The organism is Microbulbifer mixtoriginis (SeqCode) (assembly GCF_052466715.1).
The window spans coordinates 1,841,221-1,859,508 of record NZ_CP174288.1 but is presented as its reverse complement, the minus strand read 5'-3'; the positions used below and the strand labels follow the sequence as shown (position 1 = coordinate 1,859,508).

Here is an 18,288-nt window from a genome sequence, read left to right as displayed (position 1 = left end):
TTGTTAACGCTTAGGATTTGGGCGCGAAGATTTGATAGGCCCGATCGGCGAGCTCGGGAATGGTCAATCCATTTTCCCTAGCTTTAAACCAGCTGTAGGTATGGCTCAATGCACCAACCATAAGTCGGCGCACCACTGTGGCATCCCCACCTGGGCAACGGGCGGAATTGATCGCATCCAGCCATATTTGCTCGTACTCATCGCGCAGCAACAACACCTCTTTCTGGCTTTTATCTGACAGACTACGCCACTCCATTACCAAGATGGAAAAGCCCGGCACCGCCCGCTCGTGAATCGCCTCAAGCTCAGACTGAATACAGGCCCGCAGTCTTTCCTGAGGTGACGCGGCCTGCTCCACCGCACTACGCATACGAGCACTGGCGAAAATAGTTACCTCCTTCATCACCTCGCAGAGAATCTGCTCTTTGCTGGAGAAGTGATGAAAAATACTGCCAGACAGAATGCCCACTTCCGCCGCCAGGTCTCGCACAGTAGTACGTGAAAACCCCTTTTGCTCAAACAGGCGCGCGGCAGCATTGAGCAATCGCCCCCGCGGGGAGGCCGGGTCTGTAAGCTCTCCTGCCTTTACCAGGGTTCCAATAAGTTGCTGTGGCGACATAGCACCTTGCACCTCTACCACCACTTGTGCGCCCTCTTGCACGAAACACTCCCAATTCTTTGCTTTCTTTTTTGCTTTGTTTTGCAGACTAATCGGCAACCTAACAATCACACAATCAAAAAGGCGCCAACCCTTGAATACCAAGCGCTTGCTTGGTAGCGTTAAGCTATTCTGCGTTTTCCCACACGCAGGCGCAAGCGCCAACAAGAACAATAAAAACTGAATAGGCCTTAAAGGCCCAAGAAAAGGAAACTTTCATGCGCTATCAAAGCCAGCTGCGCTCAGGCAGCTTTAGCGAGCAAACCTATATCGTCACCGGTGGCGGCAGTGGTATTGGCCGCTGTATCGCCCACGAACTGGCCAGCCTCGGCGCCCATGTTGTATTGATTGGGCGCAAACTGGAGAAGCTGGAAAGGGTTGCCGGTGAAATCAATAACGATGGTGGCGAGTGCAGTTTGTTCAGCCTGGATATTCGCGATGAAGAGGGTGTTCAGGAAACTGTTGGGCAAATTGTCCAGGCGCGAGGCCAAATTCATGGGCTGGTGAACAATGCCGGTGGCCAGTTCCCCTCCCCCCTTGAGCAGATCAACACAAAAGGCTTCGATGCTGTTGTACGCAGTAACCTGCTCGGTGGATTCTTAATGTCCCGAGAAGTCTTTGTGCAGTCGATGAAACAGTATGGCGGCAGTATCGTAAATATCACCGCAGATAACGCCGGCGGCATGCCAATGATGGGCCACTCCGGTGCCGCTCGCGCAGGCATGGAAAATATTACCGAAACCGCTGCATTGGAGTGGGCGCCTTTTGGCGTTCGAGTTAACGCCGTGGCGCCAGGCTATATTCTTTCCAGCGGCTTTGATACTTACGACCACAAATTCCTGCGCGAGCTACTACCGGGCTTCCGCGACAGCATTCCCCTCTACCGATTGGGAGAGGAAGCGGAAGTTAGCGGGGCCGTGTGCTTCCTACTCTCCGATGCGGCCAACTATATTACCGGGCAAACCCTGCGTATTGACGGTGGCTCCAGCCTCAAGCACCACTCTCCTCTTTGGCAGCCACAAGCCGCGAACAACTCTAAACGCTTTAACGGATTCCATCGCAAACGCCGGCCGCAAGTTGTGGAAGAGTTGGAAGCGGAGGGCAAGCTCTAATGCAGCCGATTGATTCCCAGCTCGACAACCGCTCTGCAGAATTCAATGACAACCAGGCTGCCATGCTGGAGCAGATCAACCAGTTTCGTGAAGCTGAGCAGCGCCCAGTTCAAGCTGAAAAAAGTAAGGCGGCCCGTTATCGTGAACGGGGCTGGCTGCTGCCACGGGAGCGCCTCAATTTGCTCCTCGACCCCGGCGCCCCTTTTGTTGAACTGTGCTCCCTCGCCGGCTATAAATTGTTTGACGACCAGGACGGTACCGGTGCAGGTGGCGGTGCCATTTGCGGAATCGGTCAAATCAGTGGTCGACGCTGTATGGTGCGGGTAGATAACTATGCCGTAAAAGGCGGCACCATCTCACCAGCCGGTATGGATAAAGCCCTGCGAATGCAGCGGATCGCTCTGGAAAATCATTTGCCGGTAGTCGCCCTGGCGCAAAGTGGTGGCGCCAACCTGATGTACGCCAGCGACACTTTTGCTCCCGGTGGGCGGGGTTTTGCCAACCAGGCACGAATGTCCGCCGCAGGTATTCCGCAAGTAACCGTGGTACACGGCGGCGCTACTGCCGGCGGCGCCTACCAGCCGGGCCTGTCAGATTATGTCGTTATGGTGCGCGGACAAACCGGCATGTACCTGGCTGGGCCGCCGCTGCTGAAAGCTGCCACCGGTGAAATTGCCGATGCGGAAAGCCTCGGCGGAGCAGAAATGCACTGTACCGAGTCAGGCAGTGGCGATTACTTAGCAGAGAACGACGCCGATGGTATTCGCATAGCAAGAGAGATTGTTGCCGCCCTACCCTCACCAATAAAAAATTCAGTAGATAAAGATTACCGAGACCCACTGCACCCTATCGACGACCTGCTCGGCCTGATTCCAGCAGACAGCAAAAAGCCCTACGACGTGCGCGAAATTCTGGCTCGTATCGCCGACGGCTCCGCCATGCTGGATTTCAAGCCGGAATTCGATCGACAAACCGTGTGCGGCCATATTCGTATCGAAGGCTTCCCTGTGGGAATTATTGGGAATAACGGCCCGATCACCCCCAAGGGCGCCAACAAGGCCGCGCAGTTTATTCAGTTGTGCGAACAGAGTGGCACGCCACTGCTGTTTTTACATAACACCACCGGGTTTATGGTGGGTACCGAGGTGGAGCGCAACGGCATCATCAAGCACGGCGCCAAAATGATTCAGGCCGTGGCCAATGCCAGCGTGCCAAAACTCAGTATTGTCGTGGGCGGTTCCTATGGGGCCGGCAACTACGCCATGTGTGGCCGCGGATTCGATCCCCGCTTTATTTTTGCCTGGCCCAATTCACGCACCGCAGTGATGGGTGCAGCCCAGGCCGGTAAGGTGATGCGCATCGTCACCGAGCAAAAAATGCAACGCAGCGGCAATATCGATGAGGCGGTATTAGACAAATTGGAAAACGACACCAGCGCATTTATGCAGGGAAATTCCGATGCTCTCGCCTGCAGTGCGCGCCTCTGGGATGACGGCATTATCGATCCCCGCGATACGCGCAAACTTTTAGGCATGTTGCTAGAAATTTGCAATGAGGCCGAACAGAGCAAACTCAACAAAAATACCTTTGGCGTAGCTAGGTTTTAATTCGAAAAACCTGGGCAACAAGGAAGTGCAGTTGCCCATTTACACAATCACCGGGTTCACACTTCAAGGCAGGGAAAATAATAATGATATTTAGCGATCAACACCGGGAACTGCAGCGCACCGTACAAAACTTTGTACAGCAGGAAATTAATCCCAACGTGGCCGAATGGGAAAAGGCCGGCCGCTTTCCCATCCGCGAAATTTTCCAACAACTGGCCGGTCTGGGCCTGCTAGGCATCAGCAAGTCCACAGACTTCGGTGGCCTGGGTCTCGACTTCAGTTATGAAACCGTTTTTCTGGAGGAGCTGGGCGGTGCCCACTGTGGCGGCGTGCCCCTGTCGATTTCGGTACAGACTTCCATGTGTACCCCTGCCCTGGCCAACTTCGGCAGCCAGGATCTCAAAGAGCAGTTCCTGATTCCCGCCGTGAACGGAGAGATGATCGGCGCAATCGCCGTATCCGAACCCGGCGCCGGTTCCGATGTTGCCTCAATTAAAACCACTGCCAAAAGCGATGGCGACGACTATGTGATCAACGGCAGCAAGATGTGGATCACCAACGCCCCCTGCGCAGACTTTTTCTGCACCCTGGTGAATACCAGTGAGGGCAAAGCCCACAGCAACAAATCCCTGATCATTATTCCGGCAAAAACGCCAGGGGTACGCATCGGCGAAAAGCTCGACAAACTGGGCATGCGCTCATCAGAAACCGCCCCTATCTTTTTTGACAATGTGCGGGTACCCAAACATTTCCGTATCGGCGATGAAGGTGCCGGTTTCCTGTTGCAAATGCTGCAATTCCAGGAGGAGCGCCTCGCCGGCGCCGCGCTGAACTTAAAAGGACTGGAGAACTGCGTAAGTACCACCATCGACTATGTGCGCGAACGCCAGGCCTTTAAAGCACCATTGATCGACAATCAAACTATCCATTTTGCCCTCGCAGAAATGCAGACTGAAGTGGAATGCCTGCGCTCTCTAACCTGGCGTGCGGTGGAAGCTTATGTAGCCGGTGAAGATGTCACTACCCTCGCCTCTATGGCCAAGCTCAAGGCTGGCCGCCTGTCCCGCTCTATTCCCGATCAGTGCCTGCAGTTTTGGGGTGGCATGGGCTATATCGAGGAAACCGTTATCAACCGCGCTTATCGGGATAGCCGCCTCACCGCTATCGGCGGCGGCGCCGATGAAGTAATGCTCGGCATTATCTGTAAGCTGATGGGCATACTGCCCGGCAAGCGTAAACCCAACGCATAAGGTCAGGCCATGCAGACAATCATTGATGAAACCATCGGCATCGCCTGCCACCTCACCCTAAACCGGCCACAACAGCGCAACGCCATCAGTTTGCAAATGGTAGATGAGCTTCTGCAAAAGCTCGCAGAAGCGGAAGAAGATCCGCAGGTGCGAGCGTTGGTACTGCGGGGCGCAGAACACCATTTCTGCGCCGGTGGTGATATTGCCGATATGCTCAATGCGCAACAGGGCGCGAGTAATGGTAATAGCGATGCGTTCTTCCACCTCAACCGCCGTTTCGGCGAATTGATGGAGCGATTTAATCGCACTCCCCTGGTAGTCATTGCGGTATTGGAAGGTGCCGTAATGGGCGGTGGTTTCGGGCTCGCTTGCAGTGCCGATATTGCCATCGCCAATCGCAGCTGCCGCTTTGCCCTGCCGGAAACCCGCCTGGGTTTACCGCCTGCACAAATTGCTCCCTTTGTCGTAGCACGGGTCGGCCTCTCTCAGGCACGACGCCTGGCCCTCAGCGGAGCAAAAGTCAACGCACAGCAGGCCTTGGAAATTGGGTTAATCCATCAGTTACTCGATAATTCCGAAGCCCTCGAAGGCGCGCTGCAGGAACACCTGGGCGCGATCAATGCCTGCGCACCCGGCGCCCTGGCAACGACCAAGCAGATCTTGCTGGATGCAGCGCGGGTAAGCGATGAAACTGCACTCGGCCAACTACTCGACGGCGCTGCGCAACAGTTTTCCCGCGCAATTCAAGGCCATGAAGGGCGCGAAGGCGCCCGTGCATTTCTGGAAAAACGATCACCGGAGTGGCAGCACTGATGTCGACAACAGAGACCCTGTTAATCGCCAACCGCGGCGAGATCGCACTGCGAATTATGCGTACTGCCCGAGCGGAAGGCTATCGCACGGTCGCCGTCTACAGCGATGCGGACTGCGATGCACTTCACGCACAGACTGCCGATATCGCCGTAGCCATTGGCGGGCAGACTTCGGCGGAGTCCTATCTGGATATCCAGAAAATTCTCGACGCGGCTAAAAAATCCGGAGCCACCGCCGTCCACCCCGGCTACGGCTTTCTCGCTGAGAATGCGGAATTTGCCAGCGCTTGCGAAGAGAATGGACTGAGTTTTGTTGGCCCGAGTGCCGAAGTCATAGAGCTAATGGGCAACAAACGCAAAGCCAAGGACTTTGTTGCCGCTGCCGGCGTACCCTGTATTCCCGGCTTCCAGGGTGCCCAGGACGACGACACCCTGATCGCCGAGGCGCGGCGCATTGGCTTCCCGTTAATGATCAAAGCCGCCGCAGGCGGTGGTGGGCGCGGCATGCGCCTGGCTCACGGAGACAGCGAACTGGCCTCCCAGTTGCGCGCTGCCCGCAGTGAATCCATGAGTGCATTCGGCAGCGACGAGTTAATTCTGGAAAAGGCACTGGTCAACGCTCGCCATATCGAAATCCAGGTATTTGCGGATCGTCATGGCAACTGTATTCACCTGGGGGAGCGAGATTGCTCCGTACAACGACGCCATCAAAAAGTGGTCGAAGAGTGCCCTTCCCCAGCGGTCGACACCCAGCTGCGGGAAAGAATGGGGCAAGCCGCAGTCGATGCCGCGCGAGCCTGCGGTTATCTAGGCGCGGGAACCGTAGAGTTTCTACTCTGCCCCAACGGCGAATTCTATTTCCTGGAAATGAACACCCGCTTGCAAGTAGAGCACCCGGTAACAGAAATGGTAACCGGTTTTGACTTGGTAACTTGGCAACTGGCAGTAGCACGCGGCGAAGCCCTTCCAGCCTCCCAACAGCAAATCACCCAGCATGGCCACGCCATTGAAGTCCGCCTTTATGCCGAAGACCCGGAACAACAATTCCTACCCCAGGCCGGAAAAGTGCTCCACTGGAAGACGCCAAAGGGGCAAGGAATCCGTATCGACCACGCCTTGAAAAGTGGTTGCGAAATTACGCCATTTTACGACCCCATGCTCGGCAAATTAATTGCCTGGGGGCAGAATCGAGAAGAAGCTCGGCGCAAGCTAACCCAAGCCCTAAGCCAGCTGGAATTTATCGGCCCTAAAAACAATATCCATTTCCTGCAGAAGATCCTGGCCGAATCACAGTTTATCGCTGGCGATGCCGATACCAGTTTTCTCGACCAAAACAGCACGCTGATATCCGCAGAATCGGTTCCAGCAGTAGTTGCAGCCCAAGCCGCATTACTGAATCACTTGCACCAAGCCAACCCTCAGGATCGGCGCAGCGGCCGCAGTGACTGGCGCAGTGGCGACAACAGCGTGCCGACCAACTACCGACTGGAAATTTCAGGACAAACTCTAAACTGTGAGCTGCTGGCGTTAGTAGATAATTCATATCAGATCTCAGTAGGCAACCAGCAGTTCCTGATTCAGTGGGTCCATTTTGAGAAATCAAAAAAAGAAAGTGGAGTTTATAGCGCTGAACTCCTGCTGGATGACGTTAGCCAAAAGAGATTGTTCCTAGCCAACCAAAGCAATCTGCATCTCCTGTTAGACGGCAGGCAATTTCATTTTGTCGATATCACCCACGCCCCGGCCAAATCGAGCCTTAACGAAGGCAGTGGCCGCATCACGGCTCCTATGGACGGTTGCCTGGTGCAGGTATTGGTTGAGCCCAATCAAAGCGTTCAGCGGGGAGACACTATCGCCTTAATGGAAGCCATGAAAATGGAGCACGCCCTGCGCGCAGACCGCGACGGTACCGTAATTAAACTGGGCGCCTGTGAAGGAGACCAGGTACGCGGTGGCCAGCTGTTAGTTCAAATCGAAGCCGCTCCCACGGAAACCGCCAAAATTCCCAGTGACGCTACTTCCTAAAGGAGATCAGCATGTACGATATTGATGCCTCCCGTATGGCAAACCCCTTTTATGACGAAGGCCATCAGGAATGGCGCACCCAGTTGCGCCGCTTTGTCGACCGCGAAATCAGCCCCTATATCACTCAATGGGACGAAGACGGCCAACTGCCCGCTGAACTTTGGAGAAAAGCGGCAGAAGTTGGCCTTCTGCAAATGAGTTATCCGGAAAACTACGGCGGCATCGAAACCGATGTCTTCCATATGATTGTTGCCGCAGAGGAGCTAGCCCGCCCCGGCGCAGGTGGACTCTACGCCAGCCTAATGGTCCACGGCATTGCCCTGCCCCCATTACTGCACTATGGCAGTGAGGCCCTAAAAGATCAGGTTATTCCCTCTGTATTACGTGGCGAAAAGCATATTTCCCTGGCAATTACCGAACCAGGCGCAGGCTCCGATGTAGCCAATCTCCAGTGCCGCGCAGAGCGTGATGGGGATGGCTATATCGTTACCGGCGAAAAGACCTATATCACTGGCGGAATGCGCGCTAACTGGTTTACTGCTGCCGTGCGCACTGGTGAAGAAGGCTTCGGCGGTATCTCCCTGCTCTTAATCCCTGCGGATGCCAAAGGGGTAAGCCGGCAGCTACTCGATAAAAAGCAGGGCTGGTGGTGCTCTGATACGGCCAGTATCTTTTTTGATCAGGTGCGCGTACCCGCGAGCAATCTAATTGGCGGTGAGAACCAAGGTTTCTTACCCATAGTGCACAACTTCAATCGCGAGCGCCTGGGCATTGCCGCCTCTTGTGTAGAATTCAGCCGGGTCTGTTTGCAGGATGCCATTGAGTGGGCCCAAGAGCGCCAAACTTTCGGAAAGCGCCTCGCCAATCACCAGGTGATTCGACACAAGTTTGCCCAGATGCTTCAACGCATCAATGCCACCCAAGCCTATCTGGACCTCTGCGCCTGGGCGGAGCAACAGCATCAGCTCAAGGTAGCCGATATCGCTCTACTCAAAGTCCAAGCCACAGAAACCCTTGAATTCTGCGCCCGGGAAGCGATGCAGGTGTTAGGTGGCGCAGGCTATATGCGTGGCAGTCGTGTTGAGCGCATCTATCGTGAAGTGCGGGTGAATGCGATTGGTGGTGGATCCGAAGAAATTATGCGGGATCTGGCCTCCAGGCAGATGGGAATTTAGAATAGCAGGATAAAAGCCTTGCTAAGCCTATTTATAACTCAGTCCCGCATGGGTGTGGGACTGAGTTAGTAAAGATCCTAAATTAACCTTTCTTCTTTTCTTCGATAAAGTCCCTTACCTGCTCACTCAGTACGGCCATAGGGACATTGCCATTTCTCAGAATAATCTCATGGAAGTCCTTAATATCGAAGTCCTCACCCAGTTCATTCTGCATCAGTTCTCGCAAGGCGAAAATCTCGAGGGCACCAGAATCATAAGAGGTAAGCTGGGCCGGCATTACTGCCATTCGGTCCATTAGAGTCCTCGGGCCTTTCGCAAATGAAGCGCCAGAATCCTGCAAAAACTCCGCAACTTTTTCATCACTCCAACCGAGTACATGCATTGCGGTATCCGCTACCATACCTCGCGCTGGCCAAGCACGCCTAAGGATTTTGGTGGACCCGTACTGATACATCCCCGCTTCTTCCGCTAGATGTTCAGAGTACCTGCCCCAACCTTCAGCAAAAGCAGAGTTAGACAATGCATCTTCTATTTTATGAAACTTTTCCTGCTCCTGTACGAGAGCAATTTGCATATGATGGCCCGGGTATCCTTCATGGATAGTTACCTTCTCGGCAGAAGCGTATGACTCATCCTGGTAGGTTGTCGGATCATATCCAAATCTTGCCTTTCGCTCCTTAGTGCCCGGAATATAGTGTGCACTGCGACCAGAACCCTGCTCATGTTCAGGGATGGCCTTCACTTCCATTTCGATCAAAGGCATTTCATGGAAAAAGTCTACGGTTAAATCTCTAGACTTATCGACCAAGCGCTCAAAAAACTGATGCATTTCATCAACGCTGTTAAATTTCTGAGTTTTATCCTCACTGGCACTTGCCACTGCCTCAGAATAGGAATCTACTTGATAGAACGCCTTGCCTAAGCGAACCACTTCGCTCTTGTTTGCGTTGACAGCACTTAAACCCAACTCAAAAACTTCTTCTGGTGTTCTCTGCAATGTCGTATAAGAACGATACTGAGCCATATAGCATTCACGGCCATTAGGAATCGCATGGATGCCAAGCTCGGCTCTGGCTTCAGGTAAATAGGTGGATTCTAGAAAATTCTTATAATTCACCATTGAGGGGATAACGTGATCTGAAAGCACCTGTTTAAATGCTGCCTCAAATTCCGGGTCCTTAGCTTTCTTCGCTAACCCCAGGAAAGGATGCTCATCAATGGGTACTTGGGTCAAACCATCAACTTGCTGAATGACTCGCTTAACCACACTCTGAGGTGCGGAGTAGCCTTGCTCCAACCCACGGCGGAGATTGGCTATTTCTTGCTCATAGTAACGAGCAGCGTCAAGCCAACGCTCAATCGCATCAGCCCTGTCTTGGGCAGTTTCAACCGGCTGAACCTCCGTCAAAAAGCCAAGTATAATATGGGGACCGAACATATGATCAACAGACCAGAGTTCAGTCTTACAGACCCTTAAACCAACATTCGACTCCAATCGCTCTTTCAGCTTGAAGTAGAACACTTTCTCTTGATCACTTTTTAGCCCATTCAGATCTATTTCAGCCAATTTACTGAGAATTTTGTCCTCAGAGGCCGCTAGAGAGGCAGAGTTCGCGGGGGAGTTACTTAAGAAAAGGTTGTGCCTGTCCAGCTCCATATCTGAGAAGTAAGCATATGGTTGGAAATTTTCTAAATATACTTCGGCATACTGATCCGCTAAGCTATAGAGTAACACCGAATCGTCAACGGCTTTCTTATCAGTCACACCAGTCTTATTATCGGCAACAGAGCACCCCATAAGAACCGATGAAACTACCAATGCACCTAAACCCGCTCTCTTTACATTAATCATTCTTATAAGACCGCAACATAAAATTAACTAAAAAGGCTTCTAAAAAGAAAACTTCAATTTTCTGTTTTATAGTAAGCACTGAAATAAAATGAGTTTCAACACCCCAAATGCGAAGTATCGGCGAAGCGAGGGTATTGATAGATAAACCCCAAAGATAAAATATATGACTCTTTTGATTGATAGAGTCAATAGTGGAGAGAAATAGTCATTAGGCTTCGGTTAGACTGTTTCACGTGCTTGCAAATTTAAGATAGAAAATCATCGTAGTGGATAATTAAGAGAATAAGTTAATCTTTAAAAAAACATCGAGCATTATCTGATTTCATTAAACCTAAAGAAAATACTGCTATTCTTCACCGACAATAGGTATGCCCACATAGCCATTAACGGCAGCTTTATTCAATTTATAAAAACATATTCCCTCATACGAGCGGCTTATCATACTCTATTACTTTCTCAACTCAGATTTTTCGATTATTTCTCGTGCACGCAGCATCAGTGGCCTTCATGGCCAGCCCTTACGGTGCTTGCAGAGCCATTCATACTCAGCATTGCGACTGTTTGAAAGGTTTAGACACCCCTGCAAAGCCACGTCTTGATTTAAAGGCCAGAGGTATCACGAAATTATTCAGAGACTCTCTTAGTCTTCAGAAAAATACATCTACTCACTCCCTAACTACCAATTTCTAAACCACCGTACCTATACAAATAAAGTCCACTAGAGTTTACAGCCAGTATCAGCACAGCAGTTAAACCCATTTTCTCTCAACTAACATTTCGCAAGAGAAAAAGTAAATATTAACTATAATTAAGTAGTCATTCCCTTTGATCGGCTACCAAGCCTCAAAGTGGAATACAAAATAAAAAAGACTAGTTTTCTTGAGCAAGCACTATGGATATGCAGTTAAGGCTAGACCAAGCCATCGCAAAGGGAAATGAGAAGCTAGTATTTCCTCACCCGGAATCAGATGATCTCCTTATTAAAGTAATCAGTGATCAGTTTAGAAGAACAATGGACTACAAGTTTTCCATCTCCACTCGGCTACGCCGACTTACTTACTATTGGCCATACATAAAGGAGGTTTCCGAGCACATCTATTTGCGCGAAGGTAAGGTGAAAGATACGCACTTTGTACAAGAATTTAAAGGATTTGTGGATACTAACTTAGGGCTGGGGATTACTGTAAGAGCCGTTAAAAAACATACTGGAGAGTTAGCTGATACTCTTCATAAATTGATCACCAGTCAGGAGTTCAACCAGAAGCATATCGACAGCCTTATTGACCTACTAAAATGGTTAGAGCAGACCTTTATTGTCGTTCGTGACTTACGTACGGTTAATATTGTATGGGATGAGATTAATAGCCATTTTGTGGTTATCGACGGCATTGGTAGCCGCAGACTCCCTTCTCTACGAACGATATCCCGCTTATATAACCAGAGGGCTAACCGTAGGTGCACAGCCAAATTACGTAGACTCGTTAACAAAGAACTTAAAAAATCAGGGTATGAGTTGCTCTTTTAGACATACACCCAACTCCATTTACCCTCTTCTTTGAGATAGCAAAGTTATATTGGCTACATCAGATATTAATGTAAAGCTTTTAGAAACTACTTCTATTTTGAGCAAAAAGATCATGCAAATTAAGCGATGCTTTAGGTTCTTACTGTTGTATTTTTAGTGACAATTCTTAACAGCTTGGTTAGGCCTCGCTAGATAAACGCACCCATGACTGATGCAAGCCTAGCAAGTAGGTTACACCTAAAGTAAAGCACAATGCTGAACTAACAAGCCAAAAGGTTAATGAGTTATCTGGAAAAGCCGGCATTATAAAGTAAAAACCGAGCGCCCTCACAAGCAACACTAGAGATATAAGTATAAGCCCTGTGCGTAATAATGGGAGTCTGAGTATATGGCCAGCCCCGGAAAAAGCATACGCAGACCAAACTAGCAAAACACTCACAATAATCCCTGTAACTATTGTAGGATAAGAATCTCCAGCTTCAGCCATTTGAGCCATTGCCTCTCCGGCACCTAAAAATCGATACCATTCCGCACCAAACAGAATACAACCAGCATGCAACCCTGCAACAATCAGAGTAAGTATTCCCGCCAATCCCAAATAATTAAATCTACCAGTCATATTTGATTCCTTAGAAAGAGCTAGCCCATCGCCTAGGTAAAGCTAGGGCAACCTCTGGGAGCCCTGTAGGGTCGGAGTATTAAGCATCAAGATGCTAACACTTCTTATTTGAACAAACCATTTCGATAGCCTGCACCGGCGTACCATTGTATTCAGCAATGAACTCTTTGGTTGTTTCAAATCCAAACTTTTGATAAAACTTGATTGCAGGCCAATTAGATTTTGCAACGAACAACTTAGCTTGGCCACTGACCTTTGCTAGCAGAAACTCAAGCATCAACTTCCCTACCCCTTCCCCTCTGGCACTCGGGCATACAAACAGAGCTCGAATTTCTTGCTGGAACATTGCGCCATAGCCAAGAATTGTTTCATCTTCGTAGACATAAATATCTGACTCCCTTAGCGCTGACAGCCTCTTCGCATCTTTTTCCAACGGTAGAAACTCAAATTCCACAGCTTCAAATCTAAGCTCATCTAACTTAGAGAGAGTATAGATCTCCAAGATTCTTGGAAAGTCTGTAGCAATGAACGTTCGAATCATCCTGAATACTAAGTTTTCTAGTGTCTATCAACATTGATTTTTGAACAATGTTATTTCAACTTGATTTTATACGTTGTAAATTTACTGCCATATATTTCAGACTCATGAATATCCTCAGCGATTTTCTCCAAGAACTTATAAATAGGACGAGTGTGATGGAAGTTGACTAATACCTCATCATGATTAAGCTCCCGCGCCCACCTCATTAGATCTTGAAACACTATTCTGCCTACCCCCCAAAACTGGTCATCAATGACAATCGCGATCTCATACTTTCCACATTCTTGTTGAATCCCACACCAACCAGCTAATTCATCATCAACAATAATGGCTCTAACTCTACAACCAGCCTCTTTATCTACCTCTATTTTTGAATGCATCCATTCTGTTACTGTTTTAAGTGTAAATATCTCATGCTCAATCAGATGCTTTCTTGTCTTATGGCCATTTAATATAGGCAGAAATTTGTGCGGATTTACCTCGCTAAATTTTAGATATTCGATAGCTTTCATAGTATTTTCAGCTTTATTGTTCGCAATGGTGTATCAATCCCCATTACCAGCACACCCCTTGTGTAGTTTGAAACGTATGGAATTGCTAAGTTTAGCCCTTGAAAGTTTGTACTTTGATCATAATCACTCCCCTACTAGTTTAATCACTCAATACAATTAGATATGTAATTACTGACATATTTCAGAAAAAACTCCGCTGACAAGACTTGCTAAGTCATCAGGAGCCAGCTCTATTTCAAGCCCCCTGCGGCCCGCACTAATATAAATCGTAGCGTTATTTCTAGCCGAAGAATCAATGATGGTTTTAAGTCGCCTTTTTTGACCTAAAGGGCTAACACCTCCTAACACATAACCAGTTGATCTTTCTACATCTGATTTTGGAGCCATTGTGGCTTTCTTAGCGCCAGCAGATTTTGCTAAGAGCTTCATACTGAGCATTGATGAAACAGGAATTATCCCAACGGCCAGCTCTTTGTTTTCCAGGCTAACAACTAGTGTTTTGAAGACCCTAGACTCGTGCACCCCTAATTTTTCAGCAGCCTCCAATCCGTATGATTCACTCGATGAATCATGCGTGTATTCATGTACTTTATGAGAGATTTTAGCCTTCTTGGCCATAGAAATCGCTGGTGTCATTTTACTCCTGAGCCTCTAATATCCGTAACTGGGGCGACAGGCAAGTAGCATTACTATCTCATTGAAAACCAAAGGTCTGCTACAACCTATTAGTATTTATGCCTTGCCATACCTTATCAATTAGCCACCATAACAGATTGCAGCTCTCAAACGAATGTAGCAATCGAAATCTGATAATGTAAATATGAAGAAATCTATAGAACCCTGACCGATGAGTTTAGAGTAGAATTTTTACGGCTGAGAAGGTTTTCATAGATACCAAAGGAACCCCCCGCTAAGTTTCTTTCCTAATCTTTTAGATTCAGCCCTTACATTACCTAAAATTTTATACAGCCCAATGCTGAAAATTCGCATCAGGTATTCCTAGTGCAGCACATAAGCGAAATAAAACTGCGATTACTAATTTTATATTAAGAGGACTGATTGATGCGTGGTATCGCCCAACGTACAACCCCTGCAATCCATAGAAACCCTATAAGACCCCCTAAATAGACATTCATAGTTCCCCCCGGGGCTATAAAGCCTTTGTGACCGAATACAGTAATCGTCTCAATTGCCTGCTCTACAAAGAAAATGATACTGAGCCATGTAAGCCAACGCGGGATCTCAACATATTTATCAAACCCTACAACAAGGAAAGCTACCGCCATCGCAGTTGTTGACCCATTCACCAAAGGTCCCCAATAAGAAGATATGTCAAAGAGTGTGCGAGCAACTGCAGGCTCTAATCCTTCAGGATGCAGTGCCAATCCTGCCCATAGCCAAGCCTGCACCTGGGCAGTGATAGCAAACCCTAGTACACCTGCCAGAAAGATATACCTACTCGGCTTTGGTAACAAAGCTGAAACCTGCCCACCAAAGATAGCGAGGCCAAGCGAAAAGAAAGCGGCTGTCCAAGCATAAAATCGAGCATTCAATCCATTATTTAAAAACCAATGGACTATTTGCTCACCACTAGAATCGATAGTTGGATACGAGCTGCCTAATGCGACAAAACCGGCCACATAAAATGCGCCAGTAATCAATATATTTATCAGTAAAATCTTTGACGGTTTTATGCTCATATAGGGCAGCCCCTTATGAAACGTGAAACATCACCATTTATAGACCTCTGTATCATAAATGATAACCACCCAGCCTAATAGAGATGTAATGACAGTCGCTTTAGCCGTCTATATTGTACTCCTGCGGCCTCTTAGCCAGATATAGGTTGCACCACTTCGCCTATTAGTAGAATTCATATGGGGCTCAGCTTACAAGAGGCGGCTTAGTCTGGTTTTTTACTCTCCATACCACCCTTTCTAATCGAATTAGGTAAGCGCGTCTGTAGACAGCATAACTACCCCAAGTAGCACCAATTGAAGCGACACAGAAGATAATATAAAATCCTGATAACTCTTGATACCTTACCATAAAGCTAACGGCAGTAAGCATACATAAAGCTGCCGCACCAGCCACTTTCATTTTTCCGGTAATTATCGCATAACCTCTATAAACAGAAGAGTGATATAGCCCGCAAACTACCGAAACAACAATACATAAAATCAACCCCTCAATATCGAAATTAGGATTAGCCAAAACAATGAAGGGGAAAAGACACCCTGAAGCGGATGAAATTTTTTCTCCCTTAAAGCCAGCCTCCTCCCAAAAAATACTGTAAAGATGATTGGGATCTCGCTCTGACTCAGTTGACGCCTTTAACCAAAGCGGAATCAAAAAAATGACCCCAAACAGACCTAGGACAAGAAGACCAAATAAAATCACCCCAAGTAAAATATCATTCATAATCTAATTTGTACTTAAGAGCTCAGGCGCCCACAGCTAAGAACTAACAACATAGAGTGCGGCTATCGGGTGACGATATTTATTAACTTATCAGCAGGATTCAACATGAAGCCTCCACTCAGGTGAATAGCGCGAGTAACTATAGTCTTCTGAGTATTCACTGATATAACTGTACCCGGGACCTCGCCCAGATAGTTTGACCAGAAACTGCTGAAAGTTAGCAAGGATATCACCACTTCCGTATACTCTTAAAATGTTCCGGCCATTCCAATCATCCATTGAGAAGTAGTCATTAGCTTTGTTCTGAAGAGCCGTAAAAAGCTCCTCTTTTGTTTCATCAAAAATAATCTCGATTGATATTTCTGACTCAGACATCATGAACATTGGCTTATTTGAACTAATAGCTATTCCAACAATATCAGCGAGCCGTAAGTAATCCTCTGAATTCGCATATAGGACAAGATCATCAATCAACCCATTTGACTGAAACATTTGTCTTGCTTCTATTTTCACTACTTTTCACCTAAATCAACTATAAACGTTAACCAGAACTTGACTGCCCGACCCCGGTAGGCCTGTGCACCAGATAATATCAACAACAAATATTGATATTCCGATATTGGATAACTTACCCAGAACTTCCAACTCAGTGAAGGTCAATCAAGATAGCCACTTAAATAAGGGAAACTGAACTCAATATAGTTTATCAGCGTCTTCCACCACATAAATGGCAGCCAGGTAAAATGTATTTTTCATTTCCATTTCGATCTTTATTATTCGAACTTAATGACAAATCGTCTCACTTGCGAATTACTTTATGCGCCTTCGAAAATCCGAAGGGCCTTCTCACCCAGCCAAACCATAAAACCAAAGATTAGGCAGCTAATACCACCACCAAACACTGCGGAAACCAATGCACTAATACCGTGTACTTGCTCACCATTTGCGATGATTGTTCCAAAACCAAAAAATCCTAGAATGCCAAGAAGCAACCATAACAGCCCAATACTGCAACAGCATGCTAAAAAGCAACGTTTGAAAGTAAATGTGTTTTGACTTTCATCCATCGCCCCCTGCAAAGGGGTGGATCCAGACAACTTCACAATCTGAGCATTTAGCTCTTGAATCTCCATCATCTTCTTGGATAGTTCAGACTGAAGCTCACTATATTTTTCTCGGTACTTTTCCTGATCTATTCCATCAATAGCTTCTTGCAACTCTTGAATGGTGTAATCTTCAACTTTCTTCATGGTTAACACGTCTTTTATCTCAGCTTTTACACATGGCAGGAGCGCATCACAATAAAATAATGGAAATTAATTTAGCCCCCAAGCACCCCTCAATTCTACTCAAGCCCCTCTAGCTTTTCTTTAAACTCTTGATCTATCGCAGCTAATTGCGGAAGTACAGATTGAACCTGCCCCTCTGATATCTTTGTTATGCCCGCCACAATTTCTGGAAAATTTTTCGAGAAAGCCTTTCCATGATCACTTTTATAGAATGCCAGTATACTTTTCAGCTCTTCTTCCGAGAATACACTTGCGTACAAATCTGCATACTGCCTCTTTACTTCCTTGGACTGAAAAGTAGAGAAGAGTAGATTATTGATTTCTTCCATGTACTCCCTTATTAATGGCTTGGCTTTTTCAGGAATATCGAACTGCTCCAATTGACGAATTTGCATAGCACTTAGATTCTGAACTATAACATCCGTTTGAGAATCAAAATCCATAATCGCCATCAACTCCATAGCCAAATCAACCTTAGGCTGCTGAGCAGACACCCCCATAGAAATAAACGCAACCAAAAATAATATACTTTTCACTTTAACCTCTATACTTCACCTTGAAAATTAAACACATCAATCAGTTAAACTGTTAAGATACTGAATTAATACCTCATACTTATCTGGCACAACCTTAACAAACCTCGCCAGTTCAAACAGTGAGCCTTCGGGCCTTAAGAAGCCACCCATAAAATATTCACATATTTGACTAACATTATTTCTTTGACCGAAGGGCACATCTTCAAACTCCTGAATATATCCAGCCACAATTTTAAATACCGGAAAAATATTTTTGCAGGAACCCCCTGCAATTCCTTCTAGAATATTATCTTTCCCTTTTTGTACTATTTATAACCAACCACCAATGACGTAGCACCCAGCGAATGCGATCTC

Annotated in this window: 18 protein-coding genes; 7 read left to right on the top strand and 11 right to left on the bottom strand. The window is 47.7% G+C overall.

The genetic code is table 11. The features are described from left to right. Positions 1-10: 10 nt before the first annotated feature. Positions 11-661 (bottom strand): TetR/AcrR family transcriptional regulator, encoded by a 651-nt coding sequence (locus ACJJH9_RS08320; RefSeq protein WP_252085690.1) that lies wholly within the window; start codon positions 659-661, stop codon positions 11-13. Between the two features lie 215 nt (positions 662-876). Between ACJJH9_RS08320 and ACJJH9_RS08315 the strand changes: the two genes are divergently transcribed. From ACJJH9_RS08315 to ACJJH9_RS08290, 6 genes are all read left to right on the top strand, one after another. Then, positions 877-1,770: an SDR family oxidoreductase gene (locus ACJJH9_RS08315; protein ID WP_444924931.1), complete on the top strand. Its 894-nt coding sequence runs from the start codon at positions 877-879 to the stop codon at positions 1,768-1,770. Beyond that, positions 1,770-3,377 (top strand): acyl-CoA carboxylase subunit beta, encoded by a 1,608-nt coding sequence (locus tag ACJJH9_RS08310; protein WP_444924930.1) that lies wholly within the window; start codon positions 1,770-1,772, stop codon positions 3,375-3,377. The genes ACJJH9_RS08315 and ACJJH9_RS08310 overlap by 1 nt, the downstream gene beginning before the upstream one ends. An 83-nt stretch (positions 3,378-3,460) precedes the next feature. Then, positions 3,461-4,627, top strand: coding sequence for an acyl-CoA dehydrogenase family protein (locus tag ACJJH9_RS08305; protein WP_444885149.1), 1,167 nt, complete (start codon positions 3,461-3,463; stop codon positions 4,625-4,627). Between the two features lie 9 nt (positions 4,628-4,636). After that, positions 4,637-5,440, top strand: a complete 804-nt coding sequence (locus ACJJH9_RS08300; protein ID WP_444924929.1) for an enoyl-CoA hydratase/isomerase family protein — start codon at positions 4,637-4,639, stop codon at positions 5,438-5,440. Further along, a complete protein-coding gene (locus tag ACJJH9_RS08295; RefSeq protein WP_444924928.1) occupies positions 5,440-7,464 on the top strand; it encodes an acetyl/propionyl/methylcrotonyl-CoA carboxylase subunit alpha in 2,025 nt (674 codons plus the stop codon). The genes ACJJH9_RS08300 and ACJJH9_RS08295 overlap by 1 nt, the downstream gene beginning before the upstream one ends. Positions 7,465-7,475: 11 nt before the next feature. Further along, on the top strand, positions 7,476-8,639 hold the full coding sequence (locus tag ACJJH9_RS08290; RefSeq protein ID WP_444924927.1) for an acyl-CoA dehydrogenase family protein: 1,164 nt from the start codon (positions 7,476-7,478) through the stop codon (positions 8,637-8,639). Positions 8,640-8,721: 82 nt separating this feature from the next. Here ACJJH9_RS08290 and ACJJH9_RS08285 read toward each other — a convergent pair whose 3' ends face one another. After that, on the bottom strand, positions 8,722-10,491 hold the full coding sequence (locus ACJJH9_RS08285) for a DUF885 domain-containing protein (protein ID WP_444924926.1): 1,770 nt from the start codon (positions 10,489-10,491) through the stop codon (positions 8,722-8,724). An 892-nt stretch (positions 10,492-11,383) separates the two neighbouring features. Here ACJJH9_RS08285 and ACJJH9_RS08280 point away from each other — a divergent pair. Next, positions 11,384-12,016, top strand: a complete 633-nt coding sequence (locus tag ACJJH9_RS08280; protein ID WP_444924925.1) for a YrbL family protein — start codon at positions 11,384-11,386, stop codon at positions 12,014-12,016. A gap of 178 nt (positions 12,017-12,194) precedes the next feature. Here ACJJH9_RS08280 and ACJJH9_RS08275 read toward each other — a convergent pair whose 3' ends face one another. The 9 genes from ACJJH9_RS08275 to ACJJH9_RS08235 all read right to left on the bottom strand — a co-directional run bounded on the left by ACJJH9_RS08275 (position 12,195) and on the right by ACJJH9_RS08235 (position 17,934). Beyond that, a complete protein-coding gene (locus tag ACJJH9_RS08275; protein ID WP_444924924.1) occupies positions 12,195-12,635 on the bottom strand; it encodes a hypothetical protein in 441 nt (146 codons plus the stop codon). A gap of 94 nt (positions 12,636-12,729) precedes the next feature. After that, a complete protein-coding gene (locus tag ACJJH9_RS08270) occupies positions 12,730-13,176 on the bottom strand; it encodes a GNAT family N-acetyltransferase (protein WP_444924923.1) in 447 nt (148 codons plus the stop codon). Between the two features lie 50 nt (positions 13,177-13,226). Continuing rightward, positions 13,227-13,688: a GNAT family N-acetyltransferase gene (locus ACJJH9_RS08265; protein ID WP_444904588.1), complete on the bottom strand. Its 462-nt coding sequence runs from the start codon at positions 13,686-13,688 to the stop codon at positions 13,227-13,229. A 168-nt stretch (positions 13,689-13,856) separates the two neighbouring features. Continuing rightward, positions 13,857-14,324 (bottom strand): Cys-tRNA(Pro) deacylase, encoded by a 468-nt coding sequence (gene ybaK / locus ACJJH9_RS08260; protein ID WP_444904587.1) that lies wholly within the window; start codon positions 14,322-14,324, stop codon positions 13,857-13,859. 410 nt (positions 14,325-14,734) lie between these two features. Continuing rightward, entirely contained in the window at positions 14,735-15,388 is a 654-nt protein-coding gene (locus ACJJH9_RS08255) for a hypothetical protein (RefSeq protein WP_444924922.1), read from the bottom strand. Positions 15,389-15,572: 184 nt separating this feature from the next. Next, positions 15,573-16,109, bottom strand: coding sequence for a hypothetical protein (locus ACJJH9_RS08250; RefSeq protein WP_444924921.1), 537 nt, complete (start codon positions 16,107-16,109; stop codon positions 15,573-15,575). Positions 16,110-16,199: 90 nt separating this feature from the next. After that, complete coding sequence (locus ACJJH9_RS08245) at positions 16,200-16,622, bottom strand: hypothetical protein (protein ID WP_444924920.1); 423 nt, start codon at positions 16,620-16,622, stop codon at positions 16,200-16,202. Between the two features lie 302 nt (positions 16,623-16,924). After that, complete coding sequence (locus ACJJH9_RS08240; RefSeq protein WP_444924919.1) at positions 16,925-17,359, bottom strand: hypothetical protein; 435 nt, start codon at positions 17,357-17,359, stop codon at positions 16,925-16,927. Between the two features lie 95 nt (positions 17,360-17,454). After that, positions 17,455-17,934, bottom strand: coding sequence for a DUF2059 domain-containing protein (locus ACJJH9_RS08235; protein ID WP_444924918.1), 480 nt, complete (start codon positions 17,932-17,934; stop codon positions 17,455-17,457). Positions 17,935-18,288 lie beyond the last annotated feature (354 nt).